The organism is Dendrosporobacter quercicolus (assembly GCF_900104455.1).
GTDB lineage: Bacteria > Bacillota > Negativicutes > DSM-1736 > Dendrosporobacteraceae > Dendrosporobacter > Dendrosporobacter quercicolus.
In genome coordinates this window covers 1-14,901 of the sequence record NZ_FNHB01000004.1, presented here as the reverse complement: position 1 = coordinate 14,901, position 14,901 = coordinate 1, and the positions used below count along the sequence as shown (strand labels likewise).

Annotated in this window: 16 protein-coding genes and 1 riboswitch; of the genes, 3 read left to right on the top strand and 13 right to left on the bottom strand. The window is 47.6% G+C overall.

From position 1 onward, the window contains the following. The coding region (locus BLR06_RS19515; protein ID WP_217636875.1) for a complement C1q domain-containing protein at window positions 1-819 on the top strand (819 nt) is incomplete at its 5' end. A gap of 230 nt (window positions 820-1,049) precedes the next feature. On the opposite strand, the gene BLR06_RS09405 is transcribed toward BLR06_RS19515, so the two are convergent. The 8 genes from BLR06_RS09405 to BLR06_RS09365 all read right to left on the bottom strand — a co-directional run bounded on the left by BLR06_RS09405 (window position 1,050) and on the right by BLR06_RS09365 (window position 8,761). Beyond that, window positions 1,050-1,928: an NAD(P)-dependent oxidoreductase gene (locus tag BLR06_RS09405; RefSeq protein ID WP_092071980.1), complete on the bottom strand. Its 879-nt coding sequence runs from the start codon at window positions 1,926-1,928 to the stop codon at window positions 1,050-1,052. Window positions 1,929-2,064: 136 nt separating this feature from the next. Continuing rightward, window positions 2,065-2,625 carry a DNA-3-methyladenine glycosylase I gene (locus BLR06_RS09400; RefSeq protein WP_092071977.1) on the bottom strand — a complete coding sequence of 187 codons (561 nt, stop codon included), beginning with the start codon at window positions 2,623-2,625 and terminating at the stop codon, window positions 2,065-2,067. A 184-nt stretch (window positions 2,626-2,809) separates the two neighbouring features. Further along, window positions 2,810-3,943, bottom strand: coding sequence for an HD-GYP domain-containing protein (locus BLR06_RS09395; RefSeq protein WP_245698099.1), 1,134 nt, complete (start codon window positions 3,941-3,943; stop codon window positions 2,810-2,812). Between the two features lie 190 nt (window positions 3,944-4,133). Then, on the bottom strand, window positions 4,134-4,832 hold the full coding sequence (locus tag BLR06_RS09390; RefSeq protein WP_092071974.1) for an SIMPL domain-containing protein: 699 nt from the start codon (window positions 4,830-4,832) through the stop codon (window positions 4,134-4,136). A 169-nt stretch (window positions 4,833-5,001) separates the two neighbouring features. After that, complete coding sequence (locus BLR06_RS09385; protein ID WP_092071971.1) at window positions 5,002-5,940, bottom strand: hypothetical protein; 939 nt, start codon at window positions 5,938-5,940, stop codon at window positions 5,002-5,004. A 35-nt stretch (window positions 5,941-5,975) separates the two neighbouring features. Continuing rightward, window positions 5,976-6,539: an RNA polymerase sigma factor gene (locus BLR06_RS09380; protein WP_092071966.1), complete on the bottom strand. Its 564-nt coding sequence runs from the start codon at window positions 6,537-6,539 to the stop codon at window positions 5,976-5,978. 215 nt (window positions 6,540-6,754) lie between these two features. Then, window positions 6,755-8,047: a diaminopimelate decarboxylase gene (lysA, locus tag BLR06_RS09375; protein WP_092071963.1), complete on the bottom strand. Its 1,293-nt coding sequence runs from the start codon at window positions 8,045-8,047 to the stop codon at window positions 6,755-6,757. Window positions 8,048-8,150: 103 nt separating this feature from the next. After that, window positions 8,151-8,324, bottom strand: a riboswitch (Lysine riboswitch). Window positions 8,325-8,407: 83 nt separating this feature from the next. Then, the gene (locus BLR06_RS09365) at window positions 8,408-8,761 is read right to left on the bottom strand and encodes a CGGC domain-containing protein (protein WP_092071957.1); all 354 of its coding nucleotides are present in this window, start codon (window positions 8,759-8,761) and stop codon (window positions 8,408-8,410) included. A 156-nt stretch (window positions 8,762-8,917) separates the two neighbouring features. On the opposite strand from BLR06_RS09365, the gene BLR06_RS09360 reads away from it, so the two are divergent. Then, window positions 8,918-9,331, top strand: coding sequence for an EVE domain-containing protein (locus BLR06_RS09360; RefSeq protein ID WP_092071955.1), 414 nt, complete (start codon window positions 8,918-8,920; stop codon window positions 9,329-9,331). A 233-nt stretch (window positions 9,332-9,564) separates the two neighbouring features. Here BLR06_RS09360 and BLR06_RS09355 read toward each other — a convergent pair whose 3' ends face one another. From BLR06_RS09355 to BLR06_RS09335, 5 genes are all read right to left on the bottom strand, one after another. Continuing rightward, on the bottom strand, window positions 9,565-10,332 hold the full coding sequence (locus BLR06_RS09355; RefSeq protein ID WP_092071952.1) for a glycosyltransferase family 2 protein: 768 nt from the start codon (window positions 10,330-10,332) through the stop codon (window positions 9,565-9,567). Between the two features lie 25 nt (window positions 10,333-10,357). Continuing rightward, window positions 10,358-11,332 carry a GDP-mannose 4,6-dehydratase gene (gene gmd, locus BLR06_RS09350; RefSeq protein ID WP_092071949.1) on the bottom strand — a complete coding sequence of 325 codons (975 nt, stop codon included), beginning with the start codon at window positions 11,330-11,332 and terminating at the stop codon, window positions 10,358-10,360. Window positions 11,333-11,633: 301 nt separating this feature from the next. After that, window positions 11,634-11,921 carry a sll1863 family stress response protein gene (locus BLR06_RS09345; protein ID WP_092071946.1) on the bottom strand — a complete coding sequence of 96 codons (288 nt, stop codon included), beginning with the start codon at window positions 11,919-11,921 and terminating at the stop codon, window positions 11,634-11,636. 28 nt (window positions 11,922-11,949) lie between these two features. Next, entirely contained in the window at window positions 11,950-12,891 is a 942-nt protein-coding gene (locus tag BLR06_RS09340) for a hypothetical protein (RefSeq protein ID WP_092071942.1), read from the bottom strand. A gap of 406 nt (window positions 12,892-13,297) precedes the next feature. Then, window positions 13,298-14,191: a PAS domain-containing protein gene (locus BLR06_RS09335; RefSeq protein WP_092071939.1), complete on the bottom strand. Its 894-nt coding sequence runs from the start codon at window positions 14,189-14,191 to the stop codon at window positions 13,298-13,300. 320 nt (window positions 14,192-14,511) lie between these two features. Here BLR06_RS09335 and BLR06_RS09330 point away from each other — a divergent pair. Then, the coding region (locus BLR06_RS09330) for a hypothetical protein (RefSeq protein ID WP_217636873.1) at window positions 14,512-14,901 on the top strand (390 nt) is incomplete at its 3' end.

The following is a 14,901-nucleotide window of genomic DNA, read 5'->3' as shown; positions in this document are numbered from 1 at the left end:
GAAACCGGTGCTACTGGCGAGACCGGCGCTACCGGTGAAACCGGTGCTACTGGCGAGACCGGCGCTACCGGTGAAACCGGTGCTACTGGCGAGACTGGTGCTGTTGGCGAAACTGGCGCTACTGGTGAAACCGGCGCTACCGGCGAGACCGGTGCCACTGGCGAGACTGGCGCTGTTGGCGAGACCGGCGCTACTGGCGAGACTGGCGCTACTGGCGAGACTGGCGCTACCGGTGAAACCGGGGCTGTTGGCGAGACCGGTGCTACTGGTGAAACCGGCGCTACCGGCGAGACCGGCGCTACTGGTGAGACTGGGGCTACCGGTGAGACTGGCGCTGTCGGTGAAACTGGGGCTACTGGTGAGACTGGCGTTACCGGTCCTACTGGCGCTGACAGTCCGGCAGCAGAAATCCAAGGAATCCAGGTACAATTGGCTGATGCTGCGACAACGACAATTGCACCAGGCGATCCTGTCACATTTGATACAGTCATAAGCAATCAATCACCATTTATTACCAACGATCCTGCGACAGGCACACTAACCATCACCCAGGAAGGAATCTATTATATCCACTGGATAGTATCCGTTGATGGCACTGATGGAACGGATAACCCGGCATTTACCCTCACCGCTTCGACTGGCGACAATGTTCAAGTCTACTCGCCGATTATGGCCGCACAAGTCGCTGGAGATGCTTTAATTGCAGTCACTACTCCCCCGGCTACCGTGCAACTGCTCAATTCCACTACCAGCACATTGTTCGTGACAGAGCCGATTAAAGGGAGCATAACCATTTTCCAGGTTGCTATCGCGCCGTAAACAGAAAATTCTTTTGGCAGGATCGTACCAATTGGTTCCGCCTGTACGGGCGCAAATTAGGCTGCTTCATCATTCTTTGTTCCGCAAACGTTTCTGCGGCTCTTATGATCGCGGCCAAGCAAGAAAAGCATAGTGGGTTAATTGCAGTTTAGCAACAAAAATAAGCCGCTCCGATTCCCTCATTATAGAGGAATATACGGAACGGCTTATTTACGTCAGCCAACCTTCGCTCAACGATAATATTTAAATAAAGCCTGCGTACCGCTGTTCTCTTCCCCCTGAGCGGCCAGTTGTTCATACAGCTTTACCGCCAAATCCAAGGCCGGCGTATTTAGGCCCATTTGCTGCGCAGATTCGATCGCAATTCTCATATCTTTGATAAAATGCTTAATATAGAAGCCTGGTTCAAAATTTCCCGCCAGCATCCGGGGAGCTAAATTGCTCAGAGACCAGCTGCCGGCCGCTCCAGTCTCAATGCTTTGAAGTACAACCTTAGGATCAAGCCCTGCCTTTTGGGCATAAGCCATTGCTTCACAAACCCCCATCATGTTAGCGGCAATGGCAATCTGATTGCACATCTTGGTATGCTGCCCGGCGCCGGCTGGCCCCTGCAAAACAATATTTTTGCCCATTAGTTCCAGGATTGGACGAACAGCTGCAAAAGCTTCAGACTCACCGCCCACCATAATGGCCAGCCGCGCCTCTTTGGCCCCCACATCACCGCCTGAAACCGGTGCATCCAGCGCTTGCAAGCTTTTCGCTTTCGCTGCCTGTTCAATACGGACAGCCAGTTCCGGTGATGAAGTTGTCATGTCCAGGAGATATGTTCCCGGTTTAGCATTATACAACAGACCGTCATTGCCAAAATAGATTGCTTCAACATCTTTCGGATAGCCAATCATCGTGATAATCACCTGGCATTCAGCCGCCAGCTCGGCCACCTTCTCCGACCATAGGGCGCCCTGCTCCAGAAGTTCCTGCGCCTTAGCCTTTGTCCGGTTATAAACTTTGAGACTATAGCCGGCCTTCAGTAAATGACCAGCCATACTTTTGCCCATCACTCCGGTTCCAATAAAACCTATCACTGTGTTCTTTGGTGTTAATGACATTTTCATCACTCCATTCTCTGTTCAAAACAGGAGTGCAGCAATCCTGCGCACCCGCAATTTTCCACCAGATTTTTATTATCGTTTATTCGCTGCAGCGGCGCCAAAGTCCTGTGTCCACCATAAAATTCCTAACCTGTCAGCATTGTGAATACTGTTCGCACCATACCATATGGTCATTGACCATACCCACCGCCTGCATAAAAGCGTAACAAATGGTTGGCCCGGCAAATTTAAAACCCCGTAATAGCAAATCCTTGCTCATAGCAATTGAAATCGCGGTTTGAGCAGGTATTTGGGCAGTGTTGGTCCAGGCGTTAATCAATGGCTTATGACTGACAAATCCCCAGATATAGCGGTCAAATGTTTGGTATTCCTGCTGCGTCCGTAAAAAGGCTTGCGCATTGAGTACCAAGGCATTGACTTTGGCTTTATTGCGAATAATTCCAGGGTTCAGCAGCAAAGCCGCCTTTTTTTCATCATCATACCGGGCAATAAGCTGCGGGGCAAATCCATCAAAGGCGTTCCGCATTGCTTCACGTTTATTAAGAATCGTAACCCAGCTTAACCCGGCCTGCATACCTTCCAGGATAAGCATTTCAAATAAGAGTAAATCGTCATGCACTGGCTTGCCCCAGACCTTATCATGATATTCTATCTCTAAATCAGTCTTAGCCCAGGGACACCGCTTTAATTCCATATTACTCCTCCTCACCGACGGCTGTACGATGAAAACAATCATCTACTGATACTTAGACGCCGTCAAGGGGAAAACCTGTGTAAATAATGAATACCGGCAAATTTTCCGAATATTATACGACCTGAGCATAAAAAACAAGCCCGCAAAATTGCAGGCTTAATCGCGGCTGTTATTAACGTCCCAGTTATACCGGCGGCCTTTTGGTATGCACAACATAGGCCTGATCGGCATAATTTTGGGTATAACTAAAATTCCGCTCTTCAAAGTCAATAATAAAAAGCTCCGGATTTTTGCTCAGATCCAGTTCAAGCGGCGGTCTGTTTAGATGATCGTCAGCAATAATCCGTACAACAGGCGTATTCTTATTTTTTAAGCTAACGCCAAGAATTACGCCGCATTGCTGATTATTCAGCCGTACTGCTTTACCCATTGGGTAGATAGCGATACTCTGATTAAACTTCTCAATCATCGCCGGATTAAAATATTGACCGGCAGCTTTATTCAGTATAGCAACCGCATAATATACCGGCGTCGCTAATCGGTGCGGCAGCCCGACAATCAAACGATCATAGACATCGGCGATACCGATAATCTGAGCGTACTCTGAAATGGCATTTCCCGCAATTCCCATCGGATAGCCGCTGCCGTTCCAACGCTCATGGTGCTGAAAGCAGGCATTAATCACATCATTGGATAAGGTGGGATTCTTGCGCAGAATTTCCAGTGAATAAAACGGATGCCGCCGGTATTCCTCTTTTTCCTCCCTGGCCAAATCCCGGGGGAACTGCCTGGCCAGCTGCGGCGGCAATTTCGTCATGCCGATATCATGAAGCATAGCCGCCAGGCCAAGCTCATCCAACTGTTTCCGTTCATACCCCAAAGCCAATCCGGCCATCACCGCCAACACACAAGTATTGACCGCATGGGAAAACATATATTCCTCTTTACGGCGCAAGTCAAGCAAATGCAGCATATTGCCCGGATTCCGGCTTAGCTGGGCGACCATATCGCTGACAATGTTTTTGACGCCATCCAGCTTTATTCCCTTGCCGGCCTGAAACCCCGCCACAATGCTCCGGGCCTCTTCAACCGCCGCCTGCCGTTGTCCTTGGTCATAGAAATATTCTTTAACATCTGCTATTCCATGAAAATCCGGTTCTCCAACGAACAGTGATGTAATTCCCTTATTGCGGAGATATTGAATATACCTTTCCTTCATTTCTATGCCTTCATGTAGTAAAACCGTACCATCATTTGAAATCAGCGCCTTTGACAGATACATGCCTGGCTGTATTTCATCCAATGTTATGTTTTGCATTCTGATCCCTCCCATGATAAGCATGTTGCCAACAACACTACTATATATATCGGCTGTTCAACAAAATTTCTAAAGTCCTTCGGCCAACATATTCCTGATTTTAGGACCGCAAATACCGGCTTCCTACACCAAATAGCTTCCTCAGACGCCAAAACCCGCATAATTCGCGGGTTTTGGCCAAAATTCAATTCTATTTTAACTCGACCGTTACCTGTACGCTTGCGCTCACTGTTACTTTACCGGCCGGAATATTGGGTTCCGCTCCATCTGCGCTGACGGCTTTCAGCATACGGCTTTCCAGCACTACCGGCTGATAAAACACACCGGACTCATTGACCTGGGAAACCCGGACTACTTTTTTATTCAGTGCGGCGGCAATCACTTCCGCCTTGCGGACGGCATCCCTGACAGCCTCCTGTAATGCCTCATCTTTACTTTCTGTTTCATTTGTTGTCTCAAAGCGGATATAATGAATCTCATTGGCCCCGGCCTTGGTAACTTCATTCACCAGAATGCCGGCCTGGTCGAGCGGCGTACGGATTTCGACACGCTCGGTTACACGATAGCCTTTCAGCTCCGGCAAGCGGTCTTTTTCATAATGGTATACCGGGTTTATCTGATATGTATCGGTTTTTATTTGTTCGTCCGTCACACCACGCGCCTTTATACTGTCTAATACCTGGTTGGCAATATTGGTATTGTCATTCTTCGCCTTTTCCAGATCAGCATCAATGGAATGAATAGAAAGGCTAATGCGGGCAACATCCGGTGAAATCTCTTTTTGACTATTGCCAGTCACCTGAATTACTGTTTTCGGGGCGGCATTGCCAAATGCAGGGACAGCCAGCAGCAAGGTCATCGTCAATACCAGAATTATTTTTTTCAACATTGTGTAATTCCCTCCTGTAAATTAAGCTTCATAAGGATAAACGGAAATAGCATTCGAAAAGTAACGGGTGCTATTTCCTCAACTGTATGAAAAATCATATTCCCTGCGCTAAGCGCTGCACGTGGCCTCGTTTACGAAAAAATTTTCTATCGTTTTTAACGCAAATGAGCTAATATGGAATTTCTGCGGCAACCAGCGAAGCCGCCATTTTTTCCAATTGCTCCGGGGTTTTGGGGCCGGTAATGATTATCTCATACTGGTCAACCTGCACAGTAATGCTGTTGACCCTATCCGCGGCCAAAGGTTGAACCGCTGTTTCATCACCAGGCACCGGCGTTTCGCTGTACGGCGAAAGGTCATTTAACTTTTTGAAACTTTCTCGCTCGAGCCGCCTTTGGATAATCATCACCTCATCCTTACTGCCATAGTGGTAGACTTGCCGGATCATCCCGGCCGTTTCATCAATCGTTACCTGCGGCGCTTCCTGCCCGGGCAGCGTCATCATCACTGTCATTTCCCTTCCGGCTTTACCGGTTATGGAATCAACACTTGCAGTTCTGTTCGCTAATATACTTTGGAGCGGTTTATCTGCAGGCTGCTCTGGCCGTATCCCGTGTTCCGGCGGCGGGGCGGCTGATCGGCCTGCTTTTTCTTCGATAGGCCGGGGTACGGGAACTTCGCGGTTCTGGCCGCTCTGAGGCTGCGGCAGGGTTTCATTTCCTGATTTGTTAACCGCCTGGCCGAAATCGCCTGCCACCCTTGCCTGTTGACTGCTTTCAGGCTGACGGGCAACCTGGGGATCAGCAGCCTGAGGCGAAAGCTGTATAAACACAGCCAGACATACCGCCGCCGCCGTACTGGCCAGGCCGCCACAGATAAACCTTCTATGCTGTTTTTGCTTTGGTCCGCCCAGCTCCGTTGCCAGCTTGTCGGCCATTTGAGATACCAGTAACCGGGGTATGGGATCCTGACTGCGTTTGACCAAAACAGCCATTTCCAGCAATTCCCCGACTTCCTTATCGGCAACTTCAGGCTGACGGCCACCATTTAAATCATCCAGCAACTCTGAAAGAATCTCAGCCTGATTTACCTCGTTATCTTTACACATTGCCCCGCCCTCCTCATTTACGCCGCTGGTCAGTATCAGCCCTCCTGCTCTGTACAGTTTCGTATAAACTGATTTCGCAAGTTTTTCAAAGCCCGTTGTTGCAGCATTTTAACTGCCGGCTCGGTCCTATTCATCTGCAAAGCAGTGTCACGAATAGATAAACCTAAAATCACTCTTAACTTTATTGCCTGGCGCTGATCTTCCGGCAACCCTTCGACCAAACGCGCTATTTGCTGCTCATTCTCCAGCCGCAGGGCATATTCCTCAGGACGCTCGCTTCTATCGACAATGAATTCCTGATATTCGGCAATATCGTAAGCCTTCGGCATCCGCCCATTCTTGCGCCAGAAATCAGTCACCAGATTAACGGCAATCCTCTGTAGATAACGTTTAAACGGAACCGTCAAAATTTGATAGCGCGGCAAAGCGCGAAAGGCTTTCATCAAGGTATCCTGGGTTAGTTCCCGGGCATCATCTTCATTCCCGAGCCGGTGGTAAATCAGCCGGTAAACCGGCTGCCAATAGTTAGAAATCAAGGTATTTAGCGCTTCGCGATCGCCAGCCTTTGCTTTCGCAATCAATGTACTTTCATCATTCACCTTGAAAACCGCCGCCTCCTGTCAAAACCATCCAGTATCTATTTATAACGCTATATGAACCAAAAAGTAACGAGCCATCCTGCTTCATCATACCTGCAAAAAACAAATCCGGCCACTGTGATTGCCAAAACATTTTAAGCTGTTTGCAGAAGAAAAGAAGCTGCCTCTATTTCGAGACAGCGCAATGTAAAATAATTAGTTACCCTTATGTCAAACTACAAATTGTTTTGCGATTTAGTGGCGGCAGCCTGCAAACCGGTCGCCGGTACATCCAAAGTTGCAAAATAATCGGCAATGGTTTCGGCCCTGCGGATTAATTCGACGCCGCCGTCAGCTTTAAGCAGCAACTCGGCTGAACGCAGCTTGCCATTATAATTAAAACCCATCGCAAAGCCATGTGCTCCGGCGTCGTGAATAACAACCCTGTCGCCAATCTCGATGGCCGGCAACTGACGGTCAACGGCAAACTTGTCATTATTCTCGCACAGCGAGCCGGTCACATCATAAACGTGATCTAACGGCAGTCCTTCTTTTCCGACCACGGTAATATGATGATATGCGCCATAAAGCGCAGGACGCATTAAATTTGTCATGCAGGCATCCAGGCCCACGTAGTTTTTGTAAATTTCTTTTTTATGCAGAACGGTTGCCACCAGATAACCATAAGGACCGGTAATCATTCGCCCGCATTCCATGGCAATACGCAGCGGCTGCAAGCCATTGGCCGTAATTTTTTCTTCATAGCTTTTTTTAATTCCCTGGCCGACATAGGCCAGATCAACCGGTTCCTGCTCCGGTTTGTAAGGAATGCCAATGCCGCCGCCAAAATTGACAAACTCAATGTCAATTTCCAGATTTTTCTTGAGTTCTACAATAAGGTCAAACATCATGTCGGCTGTGGCAATAAAGCTGTCGGCATTTAATTCATTAGAAATAACCATGGTATGAATGCCAAACCGTTTTACTCCCTTGCCTTTCATGATCGGATAGGCTTGCAAAATCTGCTCCTTGGTCAGGCCATACTTGGCCTCTTCCGGGTAACCGATAATGGTATTGCCGTTTTTCATTAACGGCCCGGGATTATAACGGAAAGAAATAATCTCCGGAATACCGGCATGTTTTTCCAGGTAATCGATATGGCTGATATCATCAAGATTGATAATCGCGCCCATTTTCCGTGCTGCTTGAAACTCCGCCGCCGGCGTATCATTAGAGGAGAACATAATATCTTCCCCTGTAATACCGGCCATTTCCGCCAGCAAAAGCTCCGGCAGAGAACTACAGTCCGCGCCGATTCCCTCTTCCCGCAGAAATTTCAGGATTACCGGGTTTGGCGTAGCTTTTATGGCAAAATATTCCTTAAACCGGGGAGCCCATGAAAACGCCGCCAATAGCTGACGGGCATTTTTACGAATGGCAGCTTCATCGTAAATATGAAAAGGGGTTGGATATTGCCGGATAATTTCCTCCAGCTGTTGCTTAGTAAAAGGTAGCGTTTTTTTCGCCATAATAGCGCCTCCAGTTATCAATTTTAGCATATCAGCAAAATAGCAAAGCGGTTTGCGAGGAGCATCTCGCAAACCGCTAAAAAAGCATACTTTACGCCCAGCAGTGCAAGATAGCGCTCCATACGGTTACGTATGACAGTCCTGTATTTATTCAACACAGAACCAGCCATGGTTTCCAGCCAAGAAACCACTGCTTCGGCGGTTAATCCGTTCTGCACCCGTCATCGCCGGCAACTCGGGGCACATACTCTTATTACACCGCACCTCTATCTCAATTCCCTATAAGTTATATTGGCTAAATTTTAAGGCATTCAGCCAATACTGTCAACCCGGTTTTTGACATATCTTTAAATTATTGCCCTAAACACGAATTGAACCGCCTTTTTCCAGAATAATTGCGGCGCGTTCCCGTCCGGTCTCCGGCCCGTGGGTATACCCGACAACAGCAAAATGCCGGCTCAGACGTTTGGCCAATTCCTCATAGTTTTTGGCTTTCCCTCTTAGGCAAGTTGATAAATGCACCGTTTCCACACCGTTTTTCAACATCATTGCAATTTTATGCTCAATATCGCCGCCGGCATGCGAAAAAGTGACAAGCTCAATATCTCCCTGATAACGCGCAAAAGCATCTTTGCACTGAAAAAAAGCGTTCAGGCAGCCCTTGCCGGTACAACGCTGCATAGTCTCTTCCCGGACTAATATTGCAATTTTCATGGTTCACCTCAGCTTTTCCCATGTTCATTATATTGACATTGGCGGGCTTTGTCAAAAAGCACTAAGTTTTGAAATTCCGGGCAAACTAATTTTACTGCACCGAACTCAATACGCTATAATAGCACTAAAACTATTGATTGACAGGAGAGAACGCTTATGGCTTATTGGCTTGCCAAAACTGAACCGGATAGTTATAGTTATACTGACCTTGAACGCGTAGGCCGCGACCGCTGGAATGGCGTAAAAAACTTTACAGCTTTGAAACACATCGGCCGGATGAAGCCGGAAGATCTTGTCTTCATTTACCATACCGGCAAGGAAAAATCAGTCGTCGGGGTAGCCGAAGTAGTTTCATCCCCTTACCCGGATCCGTCTGAAGCCGATAAGCGCTTCTTGGTTGTTGATGTCAAACCACGCTACCGCCTGACCTGGCCGGTAACCCTAAAAGAAATAAAGCGGAATCCCGCTTTTGCCGAATGGGAGCTTGTCCGGCAATCCCGCCTTTCGGTCATGCCCGTAACAGAGGAGCACTGGCAATTGGTACACGGTTTGGCCGGCCAACCTGAATGAAGCCGCCTTGCGGGCTGCGGATGAGGATTTCCTGAAAGCAGCCTGAAACAATCCCGGTACTATCAGAAGGCGTGTCACAGTGCGTTTTTTAAAAAACGCACTGTGACACGCCTTCTTGAGAAACACCCCGTCCAGGAATGTTCTGTTATCGGACGCAGCCGGTATCGATGCTACCTACGTCTGGAATCTTAAATCTATACTGTCTAATCCTAATTCACAACTTTGCCAAGACACTAGCCTACGATGATGTTTTTTTCTTTAAATTCTTCCTCGGTATTGCAAAAAGTAAGCTTGCCATAATCACGGCGATTGTCGATATACTGCGGTATGCCCGCTTTTCGCAGGGCATCGCTGAATATGACATAGTCATAGCGGCCGCTGCCGTCAATATAGGTGGCGTGATTTAAAACTTCACTCCGTACCAGGTAAGTACAGTGAATGACTTCTACCTCAATTAATCCTTTAATTGACTGGTACAATATTTCAAAATATAAATTTGAATACTTATAGTAACCATTTTCATCGGTGACAAAGTGAAAATTGGCATAATTGCTCAACAAATTATCGCCGTTTTTAAGCAGCGGCCCAATCACCGGCAGCCCGGTATGCAGCAGGATCTCCAAGGTCTCAGGAATAATAAAATTATCGCAGTCAACGACAAAATAGTGAGTTCCCCGGTCTTTGGCCCATTCCACCGACTCCTGGCGCAGCCTGGTCAGCACCGAGAGCTTTAACGGATTCCAGTCATGCGGACCATAATCCTGCACCCGTTCCTTAACATCACTGGCATCATAATAAATTTCAGAATATTTGCCCCGTACTTTTTCTATCCACTGCTCAAGAATAGTCGCAGTATTATCTTTGTTGTTATTTGTGCGAATATACAGCTTGATCCTGGCAGCCGGATAAGTCTGACTCTCAATCAAACGAAGATATAATGGTAAAACATGAGCTTTGTCCTTGGCCAAAATGGCAATGGTTACAAACTCTGTATATTCCATTAGCGAAAATTCACACCCCTCAAATTTAGTTTAACCCGCTTTTCACTCTGCTTAGATCGACATCAACCATCATCTCAATGAGTTGCCGCAGGCTTGTTTTTGCTTCCCAGCCCAATATTTTTTTGGCTTTAGCCGGATTCCCGAGCAGAACATCCACTTCCGCCGGCCGGTAAAACACCGGATCAATCACAACATAGTCCTCATCGTTGAGACCAACATAGGCAAAGGCAATCTTACACATATCTCTTACCGTAGTTGTCCGCCCGGTAGCAATAACGTAGTCGTCCGGCTGATGTTGCTGCAGCATTAACCACATTGCTTCGACATAATCACCGGCAAACCCCCAGTCCCGCTTTGCGTCAATATTGCCCAGCCGCAGCTCCTGCTGCCTGCCCAGCTTTATTTTCGCTACAGCGTCCGTAACTTTTCTTGTTACAAACTCGATACCGCGAAGAGGGGACTCATGATTAAACAGAATACCGCTGCAGTTAAACATCTGAAAACTTTCACGATAGTTTACCGTCATCCAATGGCCAAACAATTTTGCAACGCCATAAGGACTGCGCGGATAAAACGGGGTTGTTTCAGACTGAACAGCTTCATGAATCAGTCCAAACATTTCACTGCTTGACGCCTGGTAGAACTTTATTGATTGATCCGTTTGCCGGATGGCTTCTAATACGTTTAGAACCCCTATACCGGTGGATTGCGCTGTCAAGATGGTTTGCTGCCAGGATGCGCCGACAAAGCTTTGTGCTCCCAGATTATATACTTCCGAAGGTTTGGCTGTAACAATCGCGCGGATAATTGAAGCTAGATCAGTCAAATCCCCGCTGATCAGTTCAACCTCATGTTCAATGCCTAAAAAGTTCAGACGCCAGGTAGTCGCTGTTGCTCTGCGGGCAATCAGTCCATATACCTTATACCCTTTATCTAATAATAGCTTGGCTAAATAAGCCCCATCCTGTCCGGTAATACCGGTAATTAATGCAGATTTCATCCAACCCCTCCAGACCTTCTAATGTGAGTGGTTTTGCCTTGCACGCAAAACGATATGTATTATCGTATGCAGACATTCACCCGGAGGTGTCAGCGGTGACTGAATTCCGCCAGGGGGGCGAATTCTTCCGGTAGCCGCCGGCCGCGGAAGCCGCCTGCCAGCCAATCGCAAAAAAATACCCCTCAGTGCGTTACGCTGAGGGGCCAAACGTGTTACTAGTGAATGAAGTATAGTAATATATTAACATCCCAATATTAGAATTTTATTAGAACAGAAATATTCTCTATTATTTTTTGCTCTACTACTTGAAATGAGTTATCGCCTTGGCAATACCATCCTCTAATTCCTTCCAGGCTTTTTCAGTGCCTGCTTTGACATTGTCCCAGGCCAGTCCGCCAGACTCCTTTAGTTGCTCGTATTCAGCCACAAAATGATCCCGTTTTCTTTCAAGGTTTTCTATTTGGGAAAGGTACTCTGCTTTCATATCAGATTGGGCTTCAGCAACTTTTGCTCTCATTTCTGCCAATTTTTCATTATACTCGTTTAAATTTTCTTCAAGTTTTTGTATGTACACATTTCTTTTTTCCATATTCCTATCCCCTTTATTCTGTTTTTGATCAATGAACGCTTAAAGCCGCGCTGTCGTTGGCAAAGGTTTCAATAGAATCCAGCAAATTTCCCCGAAAGTTAAGTTTTTTACTGCCATAATACCAAGTCGAATCGTTTGCTTCAGTTTGGAAGGGTTTACCCCAACTGAGCCGTACCTGTTCTTTCGTCATGCCTTCTTTTATATTTCCGGCTTGAATTTCATTCCACAAATCAGCGGATCCGCCAAGGCTGATTCTTGGATCTTCCATAAATAAGGCTTCTTGCCACGGCGGAGTCTGAGTCCAGGATTCAACCGGCCTGTTGGTCCAACTGTAAGCAATAGGTAAAACAGCCTTTCTCCCATTTACTAAAACAACCAGTAAAATCGGCTCCTGCGATTGATTCCCGGCATATACATCAACCACTGACATCGGACTGCCGATCGTAACGGCTACTGGCATTCGCATACTATCCCCGCCGGTGTCCTGTAGTCCTGACAGCTCTCTAGACTTAGAATAAACCGTTTTTCCCAAAAACTGCTGCCGGGCGCTATTCAGATCAGCAGTTAACACCAAACCTTCCAGTTGCCCGCGCATCGTACGCCCAGTCAATTTCTCGCCGGTGTCATTTACCGTCATGTTCACCATGTACTCTTGCTGATTATAGCCAACTGCAAAAGGCACTGTTTCGGTAACGGTAACCTGCTTTCCCACATATTCAGAGTAAGGAATACGGGCTGAACGGTCTCCCTGAAATCCCTGAGCGGCCCGGTCTGCTGTAAAGATCTCATAGCCCCCGGCTTGCTTATCGGCAGTTAGCGCAAGAAATGTAAAGGCCTGCCCTGCCCATTGTTCAATTTTCAGATCACCCGGCGGTATTTCGCGGGGTATCTCCGCCGAACCAGCAGCCCCGGCGGCAGAAACGAATATCAAACTCAAAACCAGCACCATACGTAAACAAAATACTTTCATTAAATAATTCCTCCCATATTCAGCTTTTCTTTTCCACAATGAGGCAATAAACTGCTTTTACCCATAAAAAAAACCCCCTACTGCGGATATTCGGCACGTGCCGGCGAGTGTGATGTCACACCCAGTCTTCTATCCTGTGGCGGCTAAGCACAATATAGAGTTGTTGCCAGTTGTTTGTAAATTCAAACAACTTATAATTTATTATATAATAAATAACGCTTAATGTCAAATATTGTTTTTGCAGAATAGACAATTATATTTCTATATTGTACATTTGCAGATTGGCCTCAGGTTCCTTGATCATTTATAAGTCTGACTAACCGGTCTTTATCATGGCTCCTTAAGTCGTATAGGCCTAAATAAAAAATTCCAGCAGTTCATCCAATCGGCTCCCTCGTTCTGGTGCTCATGGCCCCTCCCGCGCTTGATCTACCGCGGAACCGGAATCCCGGATGATGATGCTTAAATATACTTTCCCGGTCTTGGTCCGAAGCAGGCTTGAAACTACTTCGCCCAGGAACTGCGTCTGATCTTTGCGGATAAAGCGCAATTCGGCTGCCGCCACGCCATTTTGTCTGCTTTTTTCAAGAACAGACTGGAAATATGAAACCCCGGGATCAACTACACCGCCTCTGCCGCTACGAAGCAGTTCCTTGTGCGACATCCCGAACAAGTCGCAGGCAGCAGGGTTAGCATCAAAAATCTTTCCGTCAGGTGCGGTTAACAGGATAGCATCCGGACTCCCGGCAAATATGGGAAAGAAATACAATGGATACTGAGTTTCCTGCCGTAACTCGCCGTTGAACTGCTGTCCGGACCTGCCGGCAGTCCAATACTTTTCGCAAAAATCCCCTATGACTGCACCAAAAGATCCGAAAATTATCCCGGTTAAAATGGGAGAATGTAGTAACGGCCAGATTACGCCCAACTGCATAAAAACGGTTAACCCAACGAATAAGCCGGTAAATTTCGTCGTAACCGCTCCGCCTTTTTCAGTTACGCTGTTTATTTCGCGGGCTTTATTATAGGCCTGCCACATCGAATAGCTCCAAATCCCCGGATAAAACAACATCCACTGGAAGTTGGCGTCGGTAAGCTCATTTACCTGCGGCGAAAGGTTAAAGGAATGAATGATCGCGTAGTTCAACTTAGCCAGAATATTAGTACCAAACTCCAGAATAATTAAAACAGCGCCGACGATAAAATCCCGGTTATACATTTGGCCAAATCCGGGCAGCATCGCAGACCAAAGCAATGCTGCATAAGGCGTGCGCTTTTGATTTTTAAAATCTGGCGGCATGATGATCACCCTTCTAACATACTAAGGATAGTATCACACCAGATGAAGTATTTAATACCATGAGCAGGCTTGAAGCATTGTATGGCCTAAATGTGCGGAATATGAAAAATAAGATCTTCGGCCATAGCTCAAATAACTTAGTCCCTCCCTGATAGTCACAACATAATATACTATAGAATGAATATCAGGGAGGCTTATCTATGGACTATTCTGGAAAATCAAACAGCCATTCATTTGGCGAATTCCGCTACCTTCGGACGAGACATTATTATAAACATCACCATCATTGTAACTGCAACTGCAATTGCAGCTGCAATTACATGTATAATCCTTGCTGTTTTGTTGGGCCCGCTGGGCCCACTGGGCCTGCTGGCCCCACAGGCATTACAGGAACTACTGGCGCAACCGGAATTGCCGGCCCGACTGGCCCTACCGGCCCTACTGGGCCATCCGGCGGGCCTAGTGGCCCTACTGGAGCTACTGGCGCTACCGGTCCTACTGGCGCTACCGGGGCCACCGGCGCTGGCGCTACCGGAGCCACCGGCCCTACCGGAGACACTGGCGTTACCGGCGCTACTGGACCTACCGGCGCTGGCGCTACCGGAGCCACCGGCGTTACCGGAGTCACCGGCTCTACCGGGGCCACCGGGGCCACTGGCGCTACCGGCGCTGGCGCTACTGGAGCCACCGGCGTTACCGGAGTCACCGGC